General features: G+C 68.7%; 13 protein-coding genes. 4 read left to right on the top strand and 9 right to left on the bottom strand.

Annotated features, from left to right (window positions below; translation table 11 throughout):
• Positions 1-92: 92 nt before the first annotated feature.
• The 4 genes from AC1MEQ_RS06730 (at position 93) to AC1MEQ_RS06745 (ending at position 4992) form a co-directional block, all read left to right on the top strand.
• On the top strand, positions 93-1538 hold the full coding sequence (locus tag AC1MEQ_RS06730) for an alpha,alpha-trehalose-phosphate synthase (UDP-forming) (protein ID WP_479796076.1): 1446 nt from the start codon (positions 93-95) through the stop codon (positions 1536-1538).
• A 2-nt stretch (positions 1539-1540) separates the two neighbouring features.
• Positions 1541-2317, top strand: coding sequence for a trehalose-phosphatase (gene otsB, locus AC1MEQ_RS06735; RefSeq protein WP_479795122.1), 777 nt, complete (start codon positions 1541-1543; stop codon positions 2315-2317).
• Positions 2318-2379: 62 nt separating this feature from the next.
• Positions 2380-3525, top strand: a complete 1146-nt coding sequence (locus AC1MEQ_RS06740) for an ABC transporter ATP-binding protein (RefSeq protein WP_479795124.1) — start codon at positions 2380-2382, stop codon at positions 3523-3525.
• A gap of 102 nt (positions 3526-3627) precedes the next feature.
• Positions 3628-4992, top strand: a complete 1365-nt coding sequence (locus AC1MEQ_RS06745; RefSeq protein ID WP_479795126.1) for a DUF4032 domain-containing protein — start codon at positions 3628-3630, stop codon at positions 4990-4992.
• A gap of 77 nt (positions 4993-5069) precedes the next feature.
• Here AC1MEQ_RS06745 and AC1MEQ_RS06750 read toward each other — a convergent pair whose 3' ends face one another.
• The 9 genes from AC1MEQ_RS06750 to AC1MEQ_RS06790 all read right to left on the bottom strand — a co-directional run bounded on the left by AC1MEQ_RS06750 (position 5070) and on the right by AC1MEQ_RS06790 (position 18184).
• Complete coding sequence (locus AC1MEQ_RS06750; RefSeq protein WP_479795128.1) at positions 5070-6497, bottom strand: NCS2 family permease; 1428 nt, start codon at positions 6495-6497, stop codon at positions 5070-5072.
• Positions 6494-7900, bottom strand: coding sequence for a guanine deaminase (locus AC1MEQ_RS06755; RefSeq protein WP_479795129.1), 1407 nt, complete (start codon positions 7898-7900; stop codon positions 6494-6496). Before AC1MEQ_RS06755 ends, AC1MEQ_RS06750 begins: the two co-directional genes overlap by 4 nt.
• Positions 7897-8700, bottom strand: a complete 804-nt coding sequence (gene xdhC, locus AC1MEQ_RS06760) for a xanthine dehydrogenase accessory protein XdhC (protein WP_479795131.1) — start codon at positions 8698-8700, stop codon at positions 7897-7899. The genes AC1MEQ_RS06755 and xdhC overlap by 4 nt, the downstream gene beginning before the upstream one ends.
• A 15-nt stretch (positions 8701-8715) precedes the next feature.
• Positions 8716-11085 carry a xanthine dehydrogenase molybdopterin binding subunit gene (gene xdhB, locus AC1MEQ_RS06765; protein WP_479795133.1) on the bottom strand — a complete coding sequence of 790 codons (2370 nt, stop codon included), beginning with the start codon at positions 11083-11085 and terminating at the stop codon, positions 8716-8718.
• Positions 11082-12737, bottom strand: a complete 1656-nt coding sequence (locus AC1MEQ_RS06770) for a xanthine dehydrogenase small subunit (RefSeq protein ID WP_479795135.1) — start codon at positions 12735-12737, stop codon at positions 11082-11084. Before AC1MEQ_RS06770 ends, xdhB begins: the two co-directional genes overlap by 4 nt.
• Positions 12738-12941: 204 nt before the next feature.
• Entirely contained in the window at positions 12942-13598 is a 657-nt protein-coding gene (locus AC1MEQ_RS06775; RefSeq protein ID WP_479795137.1) for a nucleotidyltransferase family protein, read from the bottom strand.
• Entirely contained in the window at positions 13595-15556 is a 1962-nt protein-coding gene (locus tag AC1MEQ_RS06780) for a glycoside hydrolase family 13 protein (RefSeq protein ID WP_479795138.1), read from the bottom strand. Before AC1MEQ_RS06780 ends, AC1MEQ_RS06775 begins: the two co-directional genes overlap by 4 nt.
• 61 nt (positions 15557-15617) lie before the next feature.
• Entirely contained in the window at positions 15618-16559 is a 942-nt protein-coding gene (locus AC1MEQ_RS06785) for a sugar ABC transporter permease (RefSeq protein ID WP_479795139.1), read from the bottom strand.
• Complete coding sequence (locus AC1MEQ_RS06790) at positions 16556-18184, bottom strand: ABC transporter permease subunit (RefSeq protein WP_479795141.1); 1629 nt, start codon at positions 18182-18184, stop codon at positions 16556-16558. The genes AC1MEQ_RS06785 and AC1MEQ_RS06790 overlap by 4 nt, the downstream gene beginning before the upstream one ends.
• Positions 18185-18288 lie beyond the last annotated feature (104 nt).

Below are 18288 nucleotides of genomic sequence, written 5' to 3' on the forward strand. Positions count from 1 at the left end.
CCCGCAGGCCAAGGAGGCAAGCCGTGCCCGACACAGTAAGCAGCACCCAGGATCCCCGCAGTACTGCGGCGTCACGCGAACGCCGCGCGCCCGTGACCGCCCCCAAGAAGGCCGTGACCGGCGACTTCGATTTCGTCGTGGTGGCCAACCGGCTGCCGGTGGACCGCGTCACAACCGCCGCGGGGGACGCCGAATGGCGCCGCTCCCCCGGAGGCCTGGTCACCGCCCTGGCGCCGGTGATGGCCTCGGCCGGCGGCGCATGGGTCGGCTGGCATGGGGCGATAGACGAGAAGCTCGAGGAGTTCAACGAGGACGGCATGCACCTGGTCCCGGTGCCGCTGAGCCAGGAAGACGTCGAGCTGTACTACGAGGGGTTCTCCAACTCGACGTTGTGGCCCCTTTACCATGATGTGATCATGCCCCCGGAGTTCCACCGCACCTGGTGGGACCGCTACCGCGAGATCAACGTGCGCTTCGCCGAGGCCGCCGCGGCAGCCGCCTCGAAGAACGCCACCGTGTGGGTTCAGGACTACCAGCTCCAACTCGTCCCACGCTTGCTGCGGGCCATGCGGCCGGACCTGAAGATCGGCTTCTTCAACCACATCCCGTTCCCTCCCTTGGAGATCTTCGCCCAGCTGCCGTGGCGGCACCGTGTGCTGGAGGGGATCCTCGGCGCCGACCTGATCGGCTTCCAACGCCAGTCCGATGCCAACAACTTCCTGCGCTGTGTGCGCCGCTACCTCGGCTTCACGGTGAAATCCCAGCGCGTCCACGTCCAGGACGAGGACGGCACCCCGCGCCGGATCGCCCGCGCCGAGGCCCATCCCATCTCCATCGACTCGGCCCTGATTGCCCAGCTCGCCGAGGACCCGGACGTGCGGGAGCGTTCGCGCGAGATCCGCGCCGACCTGGGCAACCCCGAGGTGATCCTGCTCGGTGTCGACCGGCTGGACTACACCAAGGGCATCCGGCATCGGATCAAGGCCTTCGGCGAGCTGCTGGCCGACCAGGAGCTCAGCGTCGGACAGGCCACCCTGGTCCAGGTCGCGAGCCCCAGCCGCGAGCATGTGGACCACTACATCACCCTGCGCGAGGACGTTGAAGGCAGCGTGGGGCGCATCAATGGCGAGTACGACACCATGAGCCACATAGCCGTGCGCTACCTGCACCACAGCTACCCGGTCGAGGAGATGGTCGCCTTGTATCTGGCGGCCGACGTCATGCTGGTCACCGCGCTGCGCGACGGCATGAACCTGGTCGCCAAGGAGTACGTGGCTGCCCACGCCGACAACCGTGGAACGCTCGTGCTCAGCGAATTCGCCGGTGCAGCGGACCAGCTACGGCACGCCGTACTGGTGAACCCCCATGACATCGACGGGCTCAAGGATTCGATCATGGAAGCCGTCCGCATGCCCGAACAGGAGTCCGCCCGCAGGATGCGCATCATGCGCCGCCATGTCACCACCAACGATGTCGCGCGCTGGTCGCGGAACTTTCTGGATTCGCTGGCCTCGGCCGGCGAATCGGAGGACGACTAGCCATGGCGCTGGATGCCGGCCTGCGCCTGGCCCTCGACGGACTGCGCGACGTCCGACTGCTGCTGGTGGCGATGGACTTCGACGGGACCATGGCACCTTTTGTCGACCTCCCGGCTGACGCCCGTGCGCTCCCCGCCTCGGCGGAGGCCTTCGCCGAGCTGGGCGAGGCGGAGAACACCGTCACCGCGCTGCTCTCCGGCCGGGATCTGGCCGGTCTGCGGGCCGCAGCCCAGCCGGGGCCGGAGGTCCTGCTGGTCGGCAGCCACGGTGGCGAACGTTGGGCTCCCGAGGTCCTGGCCGGCACCGAAAGCAGTTCCATCCGCCTCGACGACGCCCAGGCCGACCTGCTCACCACCGCGGGTGCCGTACTGGAGGAGATCGTCGCCGCGCATGCGGGAACCACCCTGGAACACAAGCCGGCCGGCGTCGTGCTCCATGTACGGCAAGCCGAACCCACGGTGGGCACCGCCGCGCTCCGCGAGGCCCGCCGGCGGCTGGAGCCCCTGGGCGGCCTGACCCTGGGCGATGGCAAGAATGTGTTGGAGTGCTCGGTCATCCGCGCGGACAAGGGCTCCGGGCTGGAGTGGCTGCGTGACGTCGTCGACGCCGACGCGGTGCTCTTCGCCGGTGACGACGTGACCGATGAGGACGCCTTCGCGGTCCTGCGCCCCGGCGACATCGGCGTGAAGGTCGGCCCCGGCATGACGCGAGCCGGTTTCCGGGTCGATGGAATTGGCGATGTCCCGGACCTGTTGCAAATGGTCCTCGGCGTGCGATGATTGTGACACCATTCACAACGGATCGTCGGGCACGTACCTGCCCGTGAAGGGATTGATCAATCATGGCCACTGTCACCTTTGACAACGCAACCAGGCTGTACCCGGGAACCCAGAAGCCCGCAGTCGACAAGCTCAACCTCGACATCGCGGACGGTGAGTTCCTCGTCCTCGTCGGCCCCTCCGGTTGCGGGAAATCGACCTCGCTGCGCATGCTCGCCGGGCTGGAGGACGTCAACTCCGGCCGCATCCTCATCGGCGACCGAGACGTCACCGACGTCCCACCCAAGGACCGTGACATCGCCATGGTCTTCCAGAACTACGCGCTCTACCCGCACATGTCGGTCGCCGACAACATGGGCTTCGCGCTGAAAATCGCCGGCATCGACAAGGCCGAACGCGCCGAACGGGTCCGCGAGGCCGCCAAGCTGCTCGACCTCGAGGACTACCTGGACCGCAAGCCCAAGGCGCTCTCCGGCGGCCAACGCCAGCGTGTGGCCATGGGCCGCGCCATCGTCCGCTCCCCGCAGGTTTTCCTCATGGACGAGCCGCTGTCGAACCTCGACGCCAAGCTGCGGGTGCAGACCCGCACCCAAATCGCCTCGCTCACCCGCCGCCTCGGCGTCACCACCGTGTACGTGACCCACGACCAGGTCGAGGCCATGACGATGGGCGATCGCGTCGCGGTGCTGAAGGACGGGATCCTGCAGCAGGTCGACTCCCCGCGCAACCTCTACGACCGGCCCATGAACGTCTTCGTCGCCGGCTTCATCGGCTCCCCCGCCATGAACCTGCTGGAGCTGCCCGTCGTCGCCGAGGGCATCCAGTTCGGTGACTACACCTACCCGGTGGACGCCGACGTGCTCGCGTCGGCCAACGGCCAGACCATCACCTCGGGCGTCCGCCCGGAGGACCTGGAACAGGTCACCGCCGGCGGAGGCCTGGCCGTCGAGGTGGACCTCGTCGAGGAGCTCGGCGCCGACGCCTACGTGTACGGCCACGCCCTGCTCGACGGCCGGGAGATCCCGATGGTGCTGCGCGTGGACGGCCGCAAGCCCCCGTTCAAGGGCGAAACCATGCACGTGCGCCCGGCGGCCGGGCACGTGCACATGTTCGACACGCGGACGGGCCTGCGGCTGGGTGACCCGGCATCCGCCGGCGCCCCGCAGGCGTCGCTCTCCGACGTCGACGCACTGGCCGAATCCGAGTAGCAGAAACCGCAGCCGACGGCGGCCCCGCCTTCCCTCGTGAAGGCGGGGCCGCCGTCGTTCCCGTCCGGGCCAGCCCGGGACCAGCGCCGAACCGAGGATGCGATGACCCGCCACTACGCCAGCTGGCACAACGAACCCACCGACTACACCCAGCGGGGCAAGCTCCCCCGCGAAACCGTGCTCGACGAGTCGGCGCGGCCCCCGTTGGGCGGGTCGCTGAACATCACCTCCGCCACCATGGACTCCGCCCTGCTGGACCTGCCCTGGCACATCCGGCTGGAGGACTGGCCGGCCCGGAACCTGGCGGCGCTGCCCCGGGGCATCTCCCGCCACGTGGTCCGCTTCGCCCTGCTGCGCGAGACGGTGATCGCGGTCAAGGAGACCGGCGAGCACATCGCCCGGCACGAATACCACATGCTGCGCAAGCTCAACCGGCTGGGTGTGCCTTGCGTGGAGCCGGTCGCCGTCATCGCCGGACGGCTCGACGAGGACGGCGGGGAGCTGGACCCGGTCCTGGTCACCCGGCACCTGAAGTACTCCCTGCCCTATCGGGCCCTGTTCTCCCAGCGGTTGCGACGCAAGACCCTCCACCGGCTCATCGACGCGCAGGCGCTGCTGCTGGTCCGGCTACATCTGGTCGGTTTCTACTGGGGTGACGTGTCGCTGTCCAACACGCTCTTCCGCCGCGACGCCGAATCCTTCGCCGCCTACCTGGTCGATGCCGAGACCGGAGAGCTCTACCCCGAGCTCTCCGAGGGCCAGCGCGAATACGACCTGGAGATCGCCCGGGTGAACATCGCCGGGGAGCTGATGGACCTGATGGAGGCCGGGCTCATCGAGGAAACCGTGGATCCGCTGTCCACCAGCGAGCAGATCATGGACAGCTACCACGGGTTGTGGAAGGAACTCACCGGGCAGGACCGCTTCGACCTGCAGGAACGCTGGCGCGTCGACGAACGCATCCGGCGGCTGAACAAGCTCGGGTTCGACGTCGACGAGATCGCCCTGCGCACCACCCCCGACGGCGCTCAGCTGCAGATCCAGCCGAAGGTTGTCGACGCCGGCCACCACCAGCGTCGGCTGCTGCGCCTGACGGGCCTGGACGTCCAGGAGTTCCAGGCCCGCCGGCTGCTCAACGACATCGACGCCTACCGGGTCCGCAAGCACCCGGAGCTGGACGAGGAGATCAACGCGGCGATGTGGGTACGCGACGTCTTCCAGCGCATCACCGACGCGATCCCGCGCGAACTGCACGGCAAGCTCGAACCGGCACAGCTGGTCCACGAGGTCCTGGAGCACCGCTGGTTCATCTCCGAACGCCGCGGCAGCAACGTGCCCCTGTCCGAGACCATCGATTCCTACATCGACACGGTCCTGCGCCACCGCCGCGACGAGGCGGCCATCATGCTCAACCCACCCTCCGAGGTGCTCGAGGTCATCGACCTCACCGAGCACGACGACGGCTGAACTGGCTTCGGCCCCCACGCAGACTGCGCGTGGGGGCCGAAGCCAGCCGGGAGTCGTGGCGGTGGCCCGTCGGGCGGCTAGCCGAGCCAGACCCAGCGGACGATCAGCAGTGCGGCGATGAGGTAGAGGATCCAGTGGGCCTCCTTGATCCTGCCGGAGCAGACCTTGATCAGCGCGTAGGCCACCAGGCCGATGGCGACACCCTCGGCAATCGAGAAGGTCAGCGGCATGACGATGATCGTCAGGAACGCCGGCAGCGACTCGGAGATATCGCCCCATTCGATATGGCGGGCCCCCTCCATCATCAGGGCCCCGACCAGTATCAGGGCCGGGGCAGTGGCCGACGACGGCACGGCGGCGATGACCGGGGAGAAGAACATGGCCAGGCCGAAGAACCCGGCAACTGTCACGGCGGTCAGCCCGGTGCGGCCACCCTCCTCGACACCCGCCGCCGACTCGACGTAGGCCGTCGTGGTCGAGGTGCCCAACACTGCACCGCTGATCGCCGCCAGCCCGTCCATGGAGAACAGGGTCTTCGCCCGGGGCATCTCGCCGTCCTTGCCGATCATGCCGGAACGCTGGCTGAGGCCGGTGAGCGTGCCGGTGGCATCGAAGAAGTCGACGAAGAAGAACGTGAACACCACGGACAGCAGGCCTGCCGACAAGGCCCCGCCGATGTCGAGGTGGAAGGCGAGGTCACTGGGCCAGATCGGCATCTGGACGATCGATCCCCCGAAGCCGCCGAACGCGGCGAATGTGCCTTCTTCGGCGCCGGGGTAGACCGGCAGGCGGCTGATGATGGCCACGAGCGTCGTGGCGATGATGCCCAGCAGGATCGCCGCCTTGATCTTCAGCTTCATGAGCACGGCAATGACGAGCAGGCCGAACAGGCCCAGCCACACGTGCGGCTGGGTGACGTCCCCGATGCCGACAAACGTCGCGTCGTTGGCGACGACGAATCCCATGTTCTTCATCCCCAGGAAGGCCAGGAAGGCGCCGATGCCCGCGGTGATCGCATATTTCATGCTCCCGGACAGGGCCCGGGCGATCGCCTGTCGGACACCGAGGACGCTCAGGATGATGAACAGGACACCGGAGATGAACACGGCCCCCAGCGCGGTCTCCCACCGATAGCCCATGCCCAGCACGACCGTGTAGGAGAAGAAGGCGTTCAACCCCATACCCGGGGCCTGCGCGAACGGGTAGCGGGCGATCAGGCCCATGTAGAGCGAGCCGAGGATCGCCGCCATGCAGGTGACCATGACCAGCTGGGTGAACAGGTTGGACACGTCGGGCATCTGCCCGGCCATGGCATCGTTGAGCACGCTCGGGTTGACGAAGATGACGTAGCTCATCGCCAGGAACGTCGTGATGCCGGCGCGGATCTCGGTGCCGTAGCTCGATCCGAGCCGGGTGATGCCGAAGTACCGGTCGACCACTCCCCTGCCGGGGGCGGCGGATTTCCGGGGTTTGCGGCTGGTGCGTTTGGGCGTATTGATACTCATTGCTCTCCTTTGAGGAGCAGTGGACCACGACGGTGTGGCCCACGGGGCGGGATGGAGGGGGAAGGCTGCTCCGGGGTGGGGTGTTCGGAGAGGTCACTGTCGGGGCGGACGGGGCTCGGCGTGCCGCCCATCCAGACGCGGTGGATGTCCGTGCTGGTGCCGTTGGCGAAGATGCCGGCCAGGACGCGGTCTGCGCTTCCGGCATGGCGAAGGATGGAGTGCAGCGTGGTCCCGGGGCGCGGGGCGACCTCGATCGCGTCGAAGACCGCACCGACGCCGAGGTAACCGACGTCGTCGTGGCCCAGTGCCAGGGCACCGGCGCGGGTCGCGAGATACAGCAGGTGCGCGGGTCCAAGCTCCATGCCGTCCGGCTGCAGCTGTTGGTGGAAGTAGGCCTGCAACCCCTCCTTGAACTGGCTGAACCCGGTGCCCGCCCCGACGTCTGATCCGAGGGAGACCCGTACCCCTGCTTCCACGTGACGGCGCAGCGGAAACAGGCCGCTGCCCAGGGAGGAGTTCGACGACGGACAGTGGGCCACCGCTGTCCCGGCACCTGCCAGACGGGCCAATTCCCCGTCGGTGGGATGGACGTTGTGCGCCAGCAGGCTGCGCGGCCCGAGCAGACCGTGCTGGTCGTAGACGTCGCTGTAGTTCGACGCGTTCGGGAACAAGCCGGCCACGACGGCGATCTCCGCCGGGTTTTCGTTCACGTGGGAGGTGAAGAACAGATCGGGCGTGCCCTGAAGCGTCTGGCGGCAGGAGTCCAGCAGGGCCTCGCTCGCCGAGAGGGCGAACCGCGGGGTGACGGCATACCGCAGCTTCCCCTTGCCGTGCCAGGCCGCGATGAGTCCTGCAGCCTCACGGGCCGCCCGTTCGGGAGTGGTGAGCAGGTCCTCGCGCAGCGCCTGGTCGGCGACGACCAGGCCGGCGGTCATCCGCAACCCCTTCCGGTAGGCGGCGGCGAAGAGGGCGTCCGTGGCGGCGGCAAAGTGGGCGCCGAACACCAACGCCGTGGTGGTTCCGGCCCCGATGAGCCCGTCCACGAACTCCGAGGCAACGTCCTGGGCATACTCCAGGTCGGCCATGCGCGCCTCTTCCGGCAGGGCGCACCGGTCCAGCCACTCCAGCAACGGCATGCCCAGTCCGCCGATGATCCGCGGCTGGGGGTAGTGCACGTGGGTGTCGACGAGCCCGGGGAGCAGCACACCGTCGACACGGGTGACCTCCGCGCCGGGATGGAGTCGTTGCGCCTCGGCCAGCGAGCCACGAAAGGTGATGACGCCGTCGTGCACGGCGAGCGCGCACTCCTCGGCGCGGAGTCCGCCGCCGTCGAAGGGGTCCTCGGGTGTATCGAGGATCCGGCCGTGGAAGATCGTGGCCGGCGGATGCAAGTCGTTGGTCATGGTGCCACTTTCTGGAAGACGCGCATGAGGTCGGCTGCGACACTGATGGCGATGGCTGCTGGGTGCTTGCCCGTGAGGTCCGGGGCACCGATCGGGCATTGGATACTGTCGATGGACGGTTCCGGGTGGCCTTCGGCCGCGAGTTTCTTGCGGAACCTGGCCCATTTCGCCGATGACCCGATGACCCCGACGCTGGCGAACCCGCCGCGTCGGAGGGCTGCGTCGCAGAGCATCAGGTCTTCGGCGTGGTCGTGGGTGAGGATCAGGACGTGCGCATCCTCCGGGAGGGTCGCGATGAGCGTCTCCGGTGCCGGCAGGGTGTGGAGGTGGACGGTGGCCGGCCCGTCCTGCAGGGTGGTGGCCAGGGCGTCGTCGACGATGCCGCGCCGGGAATCGGCCAGATGCAGGGTCACCTCGGTTCGGCTGAGGATGCGTGCCAGTTCCCGGCCGACATGTCCGGCGCCGAAGATGGCCACGGTGGGTCGCCGGCCGATCGGTTCCAGCAGCACCCGCACGGTCCCGCCACAGCACTGGGTGCCGTATTCGACCCGTGCGTGTTCGTTGAGTCCGAACTCGGTTTCCACCATCGCCGTCTCCCCGTCGGCCAGCATCGTGCGGGCACGGTGGATCACGGTGGCTTCCATGTTGCCGCCTCCAATGCTGCCGGACGTGGTGTCGGATGAGATGAACAACTTCGCTCCGACGTCGCGGGGCGAATGCCCGCGGACCTCGACGATCGTTGCGAGGACGCCGGGCGTGCCGGTGGTGCGGGCGTGCGTGAGACCGTTGAGCCAGTCCATGATCCGCTGCCCCGGTCAGTCGGCCGCGAAGGCCGGGGCGGCGGCCGGTTGGCGCACCTGGTCCAGGGCCCAGTACACGGCCTCGGGGGTGGCCGGGGAGGGCAGTTCCACCTGTCGTCCCGGTTCCCCGAACGCAGCGGCAGCGGCCCGGAGGGCCTCGCGCACGGCGATCGAGAGCATGAGCGGGGGTTCGCCCACGGCCTTGGACCCGTAGATGCTGCCGTCGTCGGTGGGGTGGATGTACAAGTCGACGTTGAACACCTGCGGCAGTTCCGAGAACGACGGGAGCTTGTAGGTGCTGGCCGCCTGCGTCAGCAGCTTGCCGCGGTTCGGGCCGTCGCTGGTGTCCCAGCGCAGGTCCTCCTGGGTGAGCCATCCGGCTCCCTGGACAAACGCCCCCTCGATCTGGCCGAGGTCGATCAACGGCGAGAGCGAGCTGCCGACGTCGTGCAGCAGGTCCACCCGGCGCGTCGTATACGCGCCGGTGTACCCGTCCACCTCCACCTCGGCCACGGCAACACCCCGGGAGTAGTACTTGAAGGCGTTGCCCTGATAGGTGCTCGGATCGAAGTGGAGGCCCTCGGTCCGGTAGTAGCCGGCCGCCGACAGGGACACCCGCTGCTGGTACGCCGTTTCGACGAGCTCGGCCCAGCCAAGGGTCCGCTCGGTGCCCAGTCCGCTGACGACGTCACCGGCGATGCGCACGTCGTTCGGGTGGACGCCGAGTTGGCTGGCCGCCACCGGTGCCAGCCGGTCGAGGATCATCTCGCAGGCGTTCTTGACCGCCCCGCCGTTCAGGTCCGAACCGGTCGACGCGGAGGTGGCCGAGCTGTTGGGTACCTTGTCGGTGCGGGTCGGGGCCAGGCGGACGCGCCGCAAGGGCACGCCCAGCGCGGAGGCGGCGACCTGCAGCATCTTCTGGTGCAGCCCCTGCCCCATTTCCGTGCCGCCGTGGTTGATGAGCACCGACCCGTCGCGGTAGACCAGCACGAGTGCGCCGGCCTGGTTCAGCACCGGCTTGTTGAAGGAGACGCCGAACTTCACGGGGGTGATGGCCATCCCGCGTTTGACGTGCTGGTGCCCGGCGTTGAAATCGGCGATGCCATCCAGTCGGGCCTGGTAGTCGCTCGTTTCCTGGATCTTGTCCCACATGTCGTTCATGCGCGTCGCCTGGCTGACCACCTGGCCGTAGGGGGTGGTCTGTCCCGGGGCGTAGAAGTTCCGGCGTCGGATCTCCTCGTGGCTGATCCCCAGCTTCGTGGCGGCCTGGCCCAGGAGGTCCTCGGTCACGATCATGCCGGAGGGGGCGCCGAAGCCACGGAACGCGGTATGGGAGGTCTTGTTCGTGCGGGCGATCCGGCCGGTGACGTGGACGTTGGGCAGGTAGTAGGCATTGTCGATGTGGCACAGTGCCCGGCTGACCACCGCAGGTGAGAGGTCGATGCTGAAACCTCCGTCGGCCGTCATCACGGCCTTCAGGGCCAGGATGCGCCCCTCGTCGTCCATCCCGGCTTCCCACGTGGCGTGGAAGCCGCCGCGCTTGCCGGTCATGGTCAGGTCCTGGGTGCGGTTCAGCCGCACGTTCACGGGCCGGCCGGTCAGCACGGCCCCCAGGGCGGCGACGGCGGCATACGGATTCGCGTTCGTTTCCTTCCCCCCGAAGCCACCTCCCATGCGCAGGCACTGCACGGTGACTTGGCTTGACGGGATGCCCAGCACACGGGCCGCGACTTCCTGGGTGTGGCTCGGCGCCTGGGTCGAACATTGGATGAAGACCTGACCGCTTTCGTCCACGGTGGCGAAAGATGCCTGGGTTTCCAGGTAGAAGTGCTCCTGGCCCTGGATGTCGATCCCCCCGGTGAGGCGATGCGGGGCCGTCGCGAGCGCCGCGTCGGCGTCGCCGCGTCGCAGGGTGGCCTGCGGCCCCTGGAACTGCCCGGCGGCGATGGCTTCCTGGGTCGTGATGATCGAGGGCAGCTCCGTGTGGGAGATCTCGATGGCCTCGCTGGCCAGGCGCGCCTGTTCGAGGGTGTCGGCGAGGACCCAGGCGACGGCTTGTCCATGGAACTGCACCTCGTCGGGGAACAGGGTTTCATCGCCGAGTTCCCCGTAATCGTTGATGCCGGGGACGTCTGCAGCAGTGAGCACGCGGGCGACGCCAGGCATGGTCCGGGCCGTTGTCACGTCGAGCGTGTCGATCCGCGCGTGGGCGGCGAAGACCTGCAGCGGCCAGGCGTGCAGGACGTGGGCCGAGCGGTGTGGCAGGTCGTCGGTGTACAGGGCGCGGCCGGTGACGTGTTCCCACGCTGCGTCGTGGGGCACGACGACGCCCGTGACGCCTTCGTGGGGAATACCGGCCAGGGGGCGGGACGAGAACGGATTCATGATGCTGCCTCCTCATGGAAGCGACGAATGGATTGGGCCAGGGTGGCGCTGCGGTACCGGGCGCTGGCCCGATGGTCGGACATGGGCGTCCCTTCGGCCCGCATGACCTCTGCTGCGGCGTTGAAGGTTTCGGCGGTCCAGGGCTTTCCGAGCAGCGCGGCTTCGGTGTCGCGGGCGCGCAGTGTCGTGGCGGCGGCACCGCCCACCCCGATGCGGATCTGGTCGACTTTGCCGTCGGCGACACGGGCGGCGATGGCGACGGCCACCGAGGAGATGTCGTCGAATTTGCGTTTGGCGACCTTGTAGAACCTGCCCAGCGGAAGAGCCGGCGTGGGGATGCGCACGGCGAGGATGACTTCGTCGGCGGTCCGCACGCTCTGCCGGTAGCCGGTGAAGTAGTCGGCCAGTGCGACCGTGCGCTCCCCCCGCGGTGAGGCGAGCACCAGGTCGGCGTCCAGGGCCAGGAGGGCGGGGGCCATGTCACCGATGGGCGAACCGGTCCCCAGGTTTCCCCCGATGGTGGCTGCATTGCGGATCAGTATCGATGCGAAGAGCGGGAAGACCTCGGCGAGGAGGGGCACCGCACCGTCGAGGAGGCGTTCGACGTCGGAGAGGGCGATTCCGGCGCCGATTTCAATATGGTCATCGGCGATATTGAAGCGCCGCAGTTCGGGGAGCTGGTCGATCGCGATCGTCAGCGGGGCGCGGCGGTGCTTGATCGTCAGTTCCACGCCCCAGTCCGTTGAGCCGGCCAGCAGCACGGCGTCGGGCGTTTCGGCCAGCAGCCCCAGTGCCTCGCCGAGGTCGGCCGGGCGGACGAAGGCGCTGTCGGGGTTTCCCAGGCGCAGTGGGCGGCTGGCGGGTGCGGGCCGGTCACGGCGTTGGGCGAGCGCGTCCTGCTGATCGACGTCCCCCAGCGCAAAGGCGGCGTCGCGGATGGGCCGGTAGCCGGTGCAGCGGCACAGGTTTCCCGAGAGGGCGTGCAGGTCGAAGCCATTGGGCCCGATCTCCGGTTCGTGCCCGGTCGTCGATGCATACCGGGTGACCGGCTCGGTGGTCGCCGCCGCATTCGCCAAGTTTCGGGGCGGCAGCACGGAGTCCAGACGCTGGGCATCGTCATCGACGACCAGGGACCACGGCAGCTGATTACCGGAAGGCACGGCGCGTGCAGTGGAGACGATATCGGACGTGGCGGGTGCGGCACCGCAGCCGCCCTCGCCACAGGCGCAGCCGGCCCGGTCCATGCGGTAGTACTCGGCAGCCATCGAGCACACAAACCCGGGGGTGCAGAAACCGCATTGGGACCCGCCACGCACCACCATCTCCTGCTGCACGGGATGCAACGCATCGGAGGTGGCCAGCCCTTCGGCCGTGTAGATCTCCTGGCCCGCGAGGGCAGCGGCGGGTACCAGACACGAGTTGATCGAGGTCCAGCGGGTTCCGCCGTCGCCGTCGGGGCGGGCGACCATCACCGCGCAGGCGCCGCATTCACCCTCGGCGCAGCCTTCCTTGGGTCCGGTGATCCCGCTGCCACGGAGCCACTGCAGCGTGGTCGTGTGCGGGGCAACGTCCCGAACGGACATCTCACTGCCATTGACGGCTACGGCCGTGGCAGCCGCGTCCGTAGTCGTTTCATGCATGGATCCGGTCATGGTTCACCCTCCTTCGGCCTGACCACCAACGATGCCGTCACGATGCGTTACAGCATCGTAGTGGGCATGGTTAAGGCCGACGAGGTCGGGAGAGCCACACCAGGTTATCCATGCGAACAGGCAATGACTCCTGTGACGCAGCTTACACATCGATGCGTGGTTCTGGAAGAGCTTTTCCGAAATGTCGTCAGGGAGGGTCTTCGATCAGCCCAGCCGGTACAGGTCGGTTGCGGTGTCCACGTCGCCGCCATCGGATCGGTCGGAGCAGTCCACCACGTCGAGCCGTTTCCGGTTGCCGGCCAGGTAATCCCGCGCCCCGGCATCACCGTGGGCGGCGGCCCGCACCGCCGGCAGGTCCGCGGCGCCGAAGACCACCGGATGGCCGCGTCGCAGGCCACAACTGCCGGGGGCGTCTCCGATGGACGGGGGCTCGGCGGGGCCGGCACCCGGGGGCCCGTGGAATCCGGCGGCCGTGATGCGCCCGGGGCGGTGTGCCGCGAGCAGGCGGTGGACCATGGCCACATCGAGCCCTGGCTCGTCGACCAGGGCGACCATCGCTCCGCATCCTCCGGGCACCAGTGCGAGGCCGCTGCGCAGCGAACTGCCCATCCCCTGCTCCCAGTCCGCGTTCTCCACCACGAGGTGCCGCGCCAGCCCTGGCAGCACCCGGGCGTTGGCTGCACCGGCTCCGAGCACGACGATGACCGGGCTGCAGCCACCCTGGGTCAGGACGCCGGCCAGATGCTCCACCAGCGTGGTCCCGTCGGCCCGCCGCAGCAGTGCCTTCGGACCGCGCCCGAGCCGCGCGCCCCGGCCCGCGGCCAGCAGGACCGCTGCCACCGGGGCCGGTGCCGGGCTCACGGGCGTTCCGTTGGCTGCCCACCCGGCGGGGCTTCCGCCGGCACGAGGGTCCCGGGCAGCGCGAACGCGGCGGCGGAGAGGGCCTGGCCGGAGACCACGACGCCGGCGCCGGCCTCGCGCACGGCGCTCGCGGTTCCGTGACCCCAGAGCCGCCGCGGCGCGAATCCGGCGGCCAGCCCGGGGGCGAGATCGCCCAGGTCGACGCCCTGGGCCGCATCGCGGAACAGGACCACCAGCACCGATGCGTCGGCCGTCTCGCGGACAAAGGCCAGCGTCCCCCCGGCGGCGTGGAGCCAGCGCAGGCCGCCGGAGGTCAGTGCCGGGTGCTCGCGACGCAACCTGGACAGCCCGGCATAGAGCCCGCGCAAATCCGAGGGGATCCGCTCGGGCGCGTCCCAGGGCATGGGGGTGCGGGAGTTTTCTCCGTTGAACCCCTCGAACCCGAATTCATCGCCCATGAACACCATCGGCATCCCCGGCAGGGTGAACTGCAGGGCAGCGGCGAGCGGCTGGGCCCCGGGGAGAATGGCACGGGCCGCCCGCGCCGTGTCATGGGTGTCGATGGCGTTCAGGTTCGCCAACCGCACCCGCCAGGGGAAGGCGGCGGCGAAGGCCAGGTGGGTGGCCAGGAAGTCCTCGGCCTCAAACCTCTCGGGGCCGCGCTGGGGCAGACCGAAGTAGTCGGGCCATGCCTGGTCCAGGACATTGCCGGCCGCGTCCTGCACCGCCCCGGGGGCATCGCCGTCGTCCGTGGTGTGCGGGCGGGCGAGCCATTGCCAGAGCGGGCGGGTGAAGTTCGTATAGGTCATCGCCCCGTGCCAGGTGTCGCCCTGGAAATCGGGGGCTGCGTCGGAGGTCGATTCGGCCACGAGGAGGGCCTCGGGGTTGATCGTGTGGATCCGGTCGCGGATGAGTCCGGCGATCTCGTGGTTGAAGTCGTCGGCGCCGGCACGTCCGGTCATGTTCCCGACGTCGATGCGCCAGCCGTCCAGGTTGTAGGGCGCTTGCAGCCAGCGGGCCACCATCGAGTCGTCGGCGAGGATGAAGCGGTCGCGCAGGCCGGAGGAGCTCCAGTTGAATTTCGGCAGCGATACGACGCCCAGCCAGGCCAGGTACCGGGTGTTGGAATCGGTGAAGTAGTAGAAATCCGATTCGGGGGCGTCCGGGTTCCGGTAGGCGGCGCGGAACCATTCGTGGGCGTCGCCGGAATGGTTCGTGGTCAGATCGCCGACGACGCGCAGCCCCCGTGCGTGTGCCGCCTCGACGAGCCGGATGAGGGCCTCGTCGCCGCCCAGCAGCGGGTCGATCGCGGTGAACGCGGCGGCGTCGTAGCGGTGGTTGGAGCGAGCCGGGAACATCGGGGTCAGGTAGAGCACCGTGGCGCCGATGGCCTCGAGATGGTCCAGGTGTTCGCGGATGCCGTCGAGGTCGCCGCCGAAGTACTGGTACGGGGTGTCGGGCCCGCGTCCGATGACCGCGCTGCCGTCCCAGTCGGCGGCGACGGCCCAGTCGGGCAGCGCCCGGTCGGCGGCGGCCGCGGAGCGGGCAAAGCGGTCGGGAAAGACCTGGTACATCACCGATCGCTGGATCCATGCCGGTGCCGCGGGGCCGGCGCAGATCCTGAAGTCCTGCACGTCGGGCTCGTCCAGTGCGCCCGCCCCCCGGGCATTGACCCAGAGGTTGCCGGGCGTGCCTCCTGTGCGCAGCAGCCAGCGGTATTTCTGGACCGGGTTCACGACGAGCAGCCGGGCCTGCCACCAGGCCCAGCCGTCGCCCTCACCCAGCAGGGTGGCAGCGTCGTAGTGCGGTTCGGCGTCGCGGATGCTGCGCAGCCACACCCCGCCGGGGGTGGGCTGGCCGGCCGGCACGCGCAGCCGGACGGTGACGGTGTCGCCCAGGGCGGGATCCTGGCGGTCTACGTACAGGGCTGAGCCGTCGTGGTGCGGCGTGGGAATCATGGGTGTCCTCCTGCAGGACAGTCTCTCATCGCCGGGCCCCCGGGAACGCCGGACAGGGCACTCAGCCCTTGACCCCGCCGGCGGTCAGCCCGGTGGTGATGTAGCGCTGCAGGAACAGGAACAGGGCCATCACGGGGATGGCGGCCAGCACGGCACCGGCGGCGAAGACGCCCCAGTTCTCGGAGCGCTGCTGGGCGACGTAGGAGTACAACCCGACGGCGAGCGTCTGCGATTCGGGGGCGGTGAGCACCACGGAGGCGATGACGAATTCGCTGGAGATCGCGATGAAGGCCAGCAGTCCGACGACGGCGAGGATCGGGGTGACCAATGGCAGGATGATCTTGAAGAACACCTGGATGTGGGAGGCACCATCGATGCGGGCGGCTTCGTCCAGGGACTGCGGGACGGTGTTGAAGAACCCGTACATCAGGTACGTGTTGACCCCCAGCGCACCGCCGAGGTAGACCATGATCAGGCCCAGCGAACTGCCCAGGCCGATGGCCGGGATGATGTCGCCGAGGAAGTTCAGCAGCAGGAAGATCGCCACGACGGTCAGCAGCTGGGGGAACATCTGCAGCAGCAACAAGGTCAGCAGCCCCACACGGCGTCCGGAGAAGCGCATGCGGGAGAACGCATAGGCAGCCATCGCCCCCAGGAACACGGTCAGCGCGCTGGTGACCAGCCCGATGAGCAGGGTGTTGGCGAACCAGCGGCCGAAGGGCCGTTCCTGGTTGGCGAACAGGGCCTCGAAGTTCCCCCAGCCGAAGTGGGTGAACAGCGTGGAGGCCCCCGCCATGGTGCCCTCGGGGTTCAACGCCGCGGAGAGGACGTAGAGCAGCGGGAAGACGGAGAAGACGGTGGCCAGGACGGCCACGATGTGCCGCCAGCCCTTGTCCGCGAACCAGCGCCCGAACGACTGGCGACGCCGCGGCGGAACCGGCGTGCCGCCGTCCTGCCCGGCCCCGGCCCCGGGGGCCGGGGGCGTGATGGTGGAGGTGCTCATCGGTTGATCTCCTCGAGGGACTTGGTCTGCCGGAAGCTGATCGCGGAGACGACGGCGACGATGATGAAGATGATGATGGCCAGGGCGCTGGCGAGCCCGTAGTCGCGTCCGGTGCCGGCGCCGAAGGCGATCTTGTAGACCATGGTGATCAGGATGTCGGTTCCCCCGATATCGAACGTGGTGCCGTCGAAGCGCGGCCCGCCGCCGGTGAGCATGTAGATGACGTTGAAGTTGTTGAAGTTGAACGCGAAGCTCGAGATGAGCAGCGGGGCCAGCGAGACCAGCAGCAGGGGTAGCTTGATGGCCCGGAAGATCCGCCAGGCCCCGGCCCCGTCCATGCGGGCGGCCTCCTCGACGTCCTCGGGCAGCGACTGCAGCGCACCGGTGCAGACCAGGAACATGTAGGGGTAGCCCAGCCACAGGTTCACCACCAGCACCGACACCTTGGCCAACACGGGGTCGGTGAGCCAGGGGATCTGGGCGCCGCCGAGCAGGGCGTTGTTGATGAAGCCGAATTCCGGGTTGAGCAGCCCGGACCAGACCAGGCCGGAGAGGAACGCGGGGAAGGCGTATGGCAGGATCATCAGCACCCGGTAGACCTTCTTGCCGCGCAGGTCCGACCGGTTGAACACGATCGCCAGGAACAGGCCCAACGCGAAGGTGCTGGCGACCGAAAGCAGGGCGAAGGCGAAGGTCCAGAGCACGACCTGCAGCAGCGGGCCCTGCAGGTTCGGGTCGGTGAAGGCCCGCGTGAAGTTGTCGAGCCCGACGTTGATCTTCCAGCCGGTGGCCAGCTCGCTGCCGCCCTCCGCCGCGAACGTCCCCTCCCCCGAGTCGCGGTAGACGGTGCCGGTGGTGGTGTCGGTGAACGTGTCGGCTGCGGCATCGTAGGAGAGCTTGGGCTTGTAGACGTAGGCGGTCGAGCCGTCGGCGGTGCGCAGGGAGCCGTCCTCGGCGTTGTCGCTGAGGGGCACCTTCAGGTCGGCGATCTGCTGCTGGCGTTGGAGCAGGGTGGCGAAGTCCAGCGTCGTGTAGCCGTCCACGCCGGTGGCCGCCCCGGTCGGGCCGGTGGTCGAGGCGGTGGTGTCCTGCAGCGGCTGGTCGTTGCCGCCGAGCTTCACGGCTCCATCCGGGGCAGTGACCAGCAGGTACAGGTCACCGCCCTTCTCAAGCACGGACGCGGCATACTGCGGGGAATCGGGGACGCGTTCCTGGGCGGAGAGCTGGATGGACTCGATGGCGTCGGCCTTGGACGAGTTGTGCCCGTCGCCGTAGTTGGTGAACGCGATGTAGGTGGAGAAGACCATGACGAAGACCTGGAAGAGCAGCAGGAAGAACACCCCGGGGGCCAGGTACTTGGCCGGCAGCCCGTCGCTGCGCAGGTAGATCCAGTTGACGACGGCGGTGACGATGACGGAGATGGCCAGGATGAGCCATTCGGCGCTGGCCACCAGCTGGAACATGACGAACACGGCGATCGCGTCGACGAAACCCAGGAGCACGATCTTCGCCACGATGCCCATCAGGGAATCGGACGTGCGCTTCGGGCGGCGGGGGTCCGGGTTCCGGGTCGGGCCGGGTGTCGCCGGGGGTGTGCTGGAGGTGGTGAGCGTGGTGCCTGCCATCAGAGTCTGTACCTTCGTTGTGCGCGGCCGCGGGGCAGTCCGGCGCAGGGGTGCTGGGCCGTCTGCGGGGAAACGCGACGGGCGGTGCGATGTGATGTGTGGTG

The sequence above is a fragment of the Arthrobacter sp. ASL1 genome, assembly GCF_056680475.1.

What these genes read in the sequence shown, in the direction of transcription:
- otsB (WP_479795122.1), top strand. Translation starts at nt 1,541, where the DNA reads ATGGCGCTGGATGCCGGCCTGCGCCTGGCCCTCGACGGACTGCGCGAC.
- AC1MEQ_RS06740 (WP_479795124.1), top strand. Translation starts at nt 2,380, where the DNA reads ATGGCCACTGTCACCTTTGACAACGCAACCAGGCTGTACCCGGGAACC.
- AC1MEQ_RS06745 (WP_479795126.1), top strand. Translation starts at nt 3,628, where the DNA reads ATGACCCGCCACTACGCCAGCTGGCACAACGAACCCACCGACTACACC.
- AC1MEQ_RS06750 (WP_479795128.1), bottom strand. Translation starts at nt 6,497, where the DNA reads ATGAGTATCAATACGCCCAAACGCACCAGCCGCAAACCCCGGAAATCC.
- AC1MEQ_RS06755 (WP_479795129.1), bottom strand. Translation starts at nt 7,900, where the DNA reads ATGACCAACGACTTGCATCCGCCGGCCACGATCTTCCACGGCCGGATC.
- xdhC (WP_479795131.1), bottom strand. Translation starts at nt 8,700, where the DNA reads ATGGACTGGCTCAACGGTCTCACGCACGCCCGCACCACCGGCACGCCC.
- xdhB (WP_479795133.1), bottom strand. Translation starts at nt 11,085, where the DNA reads ATGAATCCGTTCTCGTCCCGCCCCCTGGCCGGTATTCCCCACGAAGGC.
- AC1MEQ_RS06770 (WP_479795135.1), bottom strand. Translation starts at nt 12,737, where the DNA reads ATGACCGGATCCATGCATGAAACGACTACGGACGCGGCTGCCACGGCC.
- AC1MEQ_RS06780 (WP_479795138.1), bottom strand. Translation starts at nt 15,556, where the DNA reads ATGATTCCCACGCCGCACCACGACGGCTCAGCCCTGTACGTAGACCGC.
- AC1MEQ_RS06785 (WP_479795139.1), bottom strand. Translation starts at nt 16,559, where the DNA reads ATGAGCACCTCCACCATCACGCCCCCGGCCCCCGGGGCCGGGGCCGGG.
- AC1MEQ_RS06790 (WP_479795141.1), bottom strand. Translation starts at nt 18,184, where the DNA reads ATGGCAGGCACCACGCTCACCACCTCCAGCACACCCCCGGCGACACCC.